General features: G+C 73.2%; 6 protein-coding genes. 4 read left to right on the forward strand and 2 right to left on the reverse strand.

The window, feature by feature from the left end:
• The first annotated feature begins 257 nt into the window (after nt 1-257).
• On the forward strand, nt 258-899 hold the full coding sequence (locus tag ACZ6TB_RS28620) for a hypothetical protein (protein ID WP_465558846.1): 642 nt from the start codon (nt 258-260) through the stop codon (nt 897-899).
• Between the two features lie 162 nt (nt 900-1,061).
• On the opposite strand, the gene ACZ6TB_RS28625 is transcribed toward ACZ6TB_RS28620, so the two are convergent.
• On the reverse strand, nt 1,062-1,241 hold the full coding sequence (locus ACZ6TB_RS28625) for a hypothetical protein (protein ID WP_465558848.1): 180 nt from the start codon (nt 1,239-1,241) through the stop codon (nt 1,062-1,064).
• A 63-nt stretch (nt 1,242-1,304) separates the two neighbouring features.
• On the opposite strand from ACZ6TB_RS28625, the gene ACZ6TB_RS28630 reads away from it, so the two are divergent.
• The gene (locus tag ACZ6TB_RS28630; RefSeq protein WP_465558850.1) at nt 1,305-1,634 is read left to right on the forward strand and encodes a translation initiation factor 2; all 330 of its coding nucleotides are present in this window, start codon (nt 1,305-1,307) and stop codon (nt 1,632-1,634) included.
• Between the two features lie 150 nt (nt 1,635-1,784).
• Here ACZ6TB_RS28630 and ACZ6TB_RS28635 read toward each other — a convergent pair whose 3' ends face one another.
• Nucleotides 1,785-2,255, reverse strand: a complete 471-nt coding sequence (locus tag ACZ6TB_RS28635; protein WP_465558852.1) for a DUF2231 domain-containing protein — start codon at nt 2,253-2,255, stop codon at nt 1,785-1,787.
• Between the two features lie 161 nt (nt 2,256-2,416).
• On the opposite strand from ACZ6TB_RS28635, the gene ACZ6TB_RS28640 reads away from it, so the two are divergent.
• Both ACZ6TB_RS28640 and ACZ6TB_RS28645 read left to right on the forward strand, forming a co-directional pair.
• Complete coding sequence (locus ACZ6TB_RS28640) at nt 2,417-2,842, forward strand: Fur family transcriptional regulator (RefSeq protein WP_465558854.1); 426 nt, start codon at nt 2,417-2,419, stop codon at nt 2,840-2,842.
• Between the two features lie 66 nt (nt 2,843-2,908).
• The gene (locus ACZ6TB_RS28645; RefSeq protein ID WP_465558856.1) at nt 2,909-3,769 is read left to right on the forward strand and encodes an oxygenase MpaB family protein; all 861 of its coding nucleotides are present in this window, start codon (nt 2,909-2,911) and stop codon (nt 3,767-3,769) included.
• Nucleotides 3,770-3,882: the final 113 nt, after the last annotated feature.

Below are 3,882 nucleotides of genomic sequence, written 5' to 3' on the forward strand. Positions count from 1 at the left end.
GACTTTGTTGTGGCCCGAGAACACAAAGGCTGCGGCGACCTCCTGAGCCGCTTTTGCTCTGTTTACCTAGACGCGAAAAGCGCGCCGGGCTGGTGGCCTGGCCCGCTTTCGCATACCAGAATCCCCCGCCGCCCGGCCGGTTATCCACATGCCCGGCGGCTGTCCACAGGCCCCCAGCGAGCGATCTCTCCGCCGCCCTAATGTCTGCCCCGGCGCCTCGACCACGGCGCTCAACGGCAGACGGGAGGGCACGGACGATGGGCGTTACCCGCCGCACCAGCTCGGTGACGCCCCAGCCCACCCCGCACGGGACCGCACGCCGCACGCGCGGCGACGGGCGCCTCGATCCCGTGCGCCGGCGCCGGCCGGCCCGCGGCACGCTGCTACGCCTCGTGGCGGTCGCGGCCCTGCTGGCTCTCGCCGCCTACGCGTCGTGGTCACCCCCGCGCTCCTGCGCGGCCACCGGCGGCGTCGCGGCCGTTCCCCCGAAGGTCTCATCCCCGGCCGCGGCGCCGCGCACCTCGGCTCTCCCGATGCCCGGCTCGGCTCGCCCGATGCCCGGCTCAGCCCTCCCGATGCCCGGCTCAGCCCTCCCGATGCCCGGCTCAGCCCTCCCGATGCCGGCCGGGGTCCCACCGGGCCGCGTCGGTGTCCCGATCCGCCTGGCCGACCCCACGGCCCTGGCCCTGATCAATCCCGGCAACCGGGTCGACCTGCTCAGCGTCGACGAGTCCACCGGCAAGACAACGGCCGTGGCCGCGGCGGCCGAGGTCCTACGAGTGACCGGCGCCGCCGACCCCGCCTCCGGCGCCCTGCTCCTGGCCCTGTCCCCCACCGAGGCCGAGCGCGCCGTGGCCATCCCCGGCCACGGTTTCGCGATCTTGATCCGCCCCGGCTGACAGCTCCCGCCGGGCGGCCGGCGCTCAGCCGGCGCGCGGGCTCAGCCGGCGCGCGGGCTCAGCCGGCGCGCGGGCTCAGCCGGCGCGCGGGCTCAGCCGGCGCGGGGGCTCAGCCGGGGGCCGGGCTCAGGCGGCGGGCCGGGCTCAGGCGGCGGGCCGGGCTCAGGCCCAGTGCGGCGGCCGGTCCTCCCAGAGCCGCTCGTCGTTGTTGTCGCCGCGCTCACCCCAGCCACGCTCGGTGTCGTCACGGGTCTGGTCGGGCAGGACAGCCACCTCTTCCGACTCGAAATCGACCTCGCGTTCGGCGTCGTTGTCGCGCTCAGGCTCATCCAGGATGTCCACGGCTATGAGGGTAGGCCGCGCCGCTGCGGCCGTCTTCCCCCTTCGGCTGTACCGTCGGTGAACGTGAGCTCCCCCACCGGCGTCCCGGACGACGCGTACTGGCAGCGCCCCGACCCCGCGGCGGCCTCACCCGCACCGCCCCCGGCCGCAACACCCAAGCCCGCCCCCGGCCGCGACTACCAGGGCCCGCCGCGCCCGAGCCCGCCCCCGTCGAGCTGGCGCCCACCCACGATCGCCCAGCCCCCGGCCCCGCGCACGCTGCCGCCACAGGACATGGACGCCCTCGACGACGCCGAGGGCTCCGCACGCACGGTGACCTACGGCGTGGGCCTCGTAGCGGGCGCGATAGCCGTGATCCTCATGTGCCTGCTCTGCGCCCGCGCCATCTTCTGACCTCTGACGTTCCCGGCCGACCCGTGACGAGACCGACCGCCCATCCCGAAGCAGCCCGCCCTCGGTGAGCCGCGGGCAGCAAACAGCGCGCTGCCCCCGGCCAGCGCGCCGCCACCCATATCGCGCCGGCCCGCGGCGCGCGGCTTCTCTCTAGTACTGGCCCCAGACCGCGGTCGCGCCCGAGTCGCCGGTGCGGTAGACGTAGTAGCCGCTAATCACGGCCAGCACGACGGCGGCGGCGGCGAGCACCCACTGAACGATCTTCGGGGAGGCGTCCGGGCGGCGGGTCAGGACCACGAGCACGATGCTGACCAGGCCCAGTGCCAGCGTGAACCAGAAGGTCATCGTGCCGAAGTGCATGTGGTTGTCGAGGATCTCCTTGCCCTTGCCCTTCAGCCCCTGGCCGATCAGGCGGTCGTAGAGCTTCTCGCCGGACTCCTTGGCGACGAACGTGCAGATGGGCGCGATGATGCCCAGCAGCAGGACGGCCCAGCCGATCTTCGGCCGCCAGCGGCCGACCAGCGCGTAGACAATGGCGCCGAGGGCCAGGAGCGGGACGAAGACGACCGCCGCGTGCAGCACGAGGACGTGCACGGGCAGGCCGTTGATCTGGTCGAACAAGACGCCTCCTCGATCATGGAACGGGACCGTCAGCTTAGAGATATCTGACGGCGCAAGCACCCGCTGTGTGCGCATACGCCCGGACGGCCGTTCCGGTTCAACGCACCAGATCCCAAGGTCAGGTGTTGGGCATTCCGCCGAACCCGTGCTGTCATGGACCGATGTCCACCGGTGAAGATCTTCTGCGCGAGCACGGCCTGCGGGTCACGAGGCCGCGGCTCGCCGTGTTGGAGATCCTCACCGAGGGCGGCCACCTCGAGGTCGAGGACATCGCCCGCCGGGCCCGCACCCGGCTCGAGTCGGTCTCCACCCAGGCGGTCTACGACGTGCTCGGCGCGCTCTCCCGGGCCGGCCTGGCTCGCCGCATCGAGCCGGCCGGCAGCCCCGCCCGCTTCGAGGCCCGGGCCGGCGACAACCACCACCACATCGTCTGCCGGGGCTGCGGCGAGATCGCCGACATCGACTGCACCGTCGGCGAGCGCCCGTGCCTGGCTCCGGGCGACGCGCACGGCTTCGAGCTCGACGAGGCCGAGGTCACGTTCTGGGGTCTCTGCCCCGCCTGCCAGGCACGCCGCGACGCCGACTGAGCCCCGCAGGGTTCACGTTTCTGAACGGGTTCAACTTTTCCGGATTTCCGTGGCAACCTGGATCGCATGAGTGGGGACGTGGGGCTGTTCGGGCCGGACTCGGTCACGTGGCGACTGCATGCGGAGCCGATCCTCCTGCTGGGCGGTCTCCGCTCGCTCTATCTCCAGGCCCTGCACCCCCGGGCCGTGGCCGCCGTCTCGCAGAACTCCGGCTACCGGGCCGACCCGTGGGGCCGCCTGATCCGCACGTCGAACTACGTCGGCACGGTCGTCTACGGCACCACCGACGACGTGGCTGCCGCCGCCCTCCGGGTACGCCGCATGCACGCCCGGATGAGGGCCCGGGACCCGCGCACCGGCGAGATCTTCCGCATCGACGAGCCCGACCTGTTGCGGTGGGTGCACGTGGCCGAGGTCGAGTCGTTCCTGACCACGGCCGTACGCGCCGGTGTGCGCCTGACGCCCGAGCAGATCGACGGCTATTACACCGAGCAGCTCCAGGCGGCCGAGCTGATGGGCCTCGACCCGGCCACGGTCCCGGCGAGCGCCGCCGACGTGGCGGCCTACTACGAGGAGATGCTGCCCCAGCTGACCCTGACGAAGGAGAGCGTCGAGACCGCGCTGTTCCTCACCGTTCCGCCGGTCCCGCAGAACTGGGGTGGCCGCGCCCTCCGCCTCGGCCTCACGCTCGGCCCGACCCGTTGGGCTTACACCGGCATAGCCGCCACGGCCATAGCGATGCTGCCGCCGTGGGCGAGGCGCCTCTACGGCGGCACCGGCTGGACCGCCACCGACGTCACCGCCGACCTCTCCGCCCGCGGCCTGCGCCTGCTGCTCTCCACGGTCCTGGCGACGGTGCCCCGCAGCCTCCGCGTCGCCCCGATCCGCGAGGCCGCCCTGGCCCGAGCGGCCGCCGCCCGAGCCTGACCCGCCGCGCGCATAGGTAAGCAGAGCCGAGCCACCGGCGCGCGCATAGGTAAGCAGAGCCCAGCCGCCGGCGCGCGTATCGGTAAGCAGAGCCGAACGACCGGCGCGCGCGT

This window comes from Actinoplanes sp. NPDC051537 (genome assembly GCF_055586105.1).

Coding starts and splice junctions, on each gene's coding strand:
- ACZ6TB_RS28640 (WP_465558854.1), top strand. CDS start 2,417: ATGTCCACCGGTGAAGATCTTCTGCGCGAGCACGGCCTGCGGGTCACG.
- ACZ6TB_RS28645 (WP_465558856.1), top strand. CDS start 2,909: ATGAGTGGGGACGTGGGGCTGTTCGGGCCGGACTCGGTCACGTGGCGA.
- ACZ6TB_RS28620 (WP_465558846.1), top strand. CDS start 258: ATGGGCGTTACCCGCCGCACCAGCTCGGTGACGCCCCAGCCCACCCCG.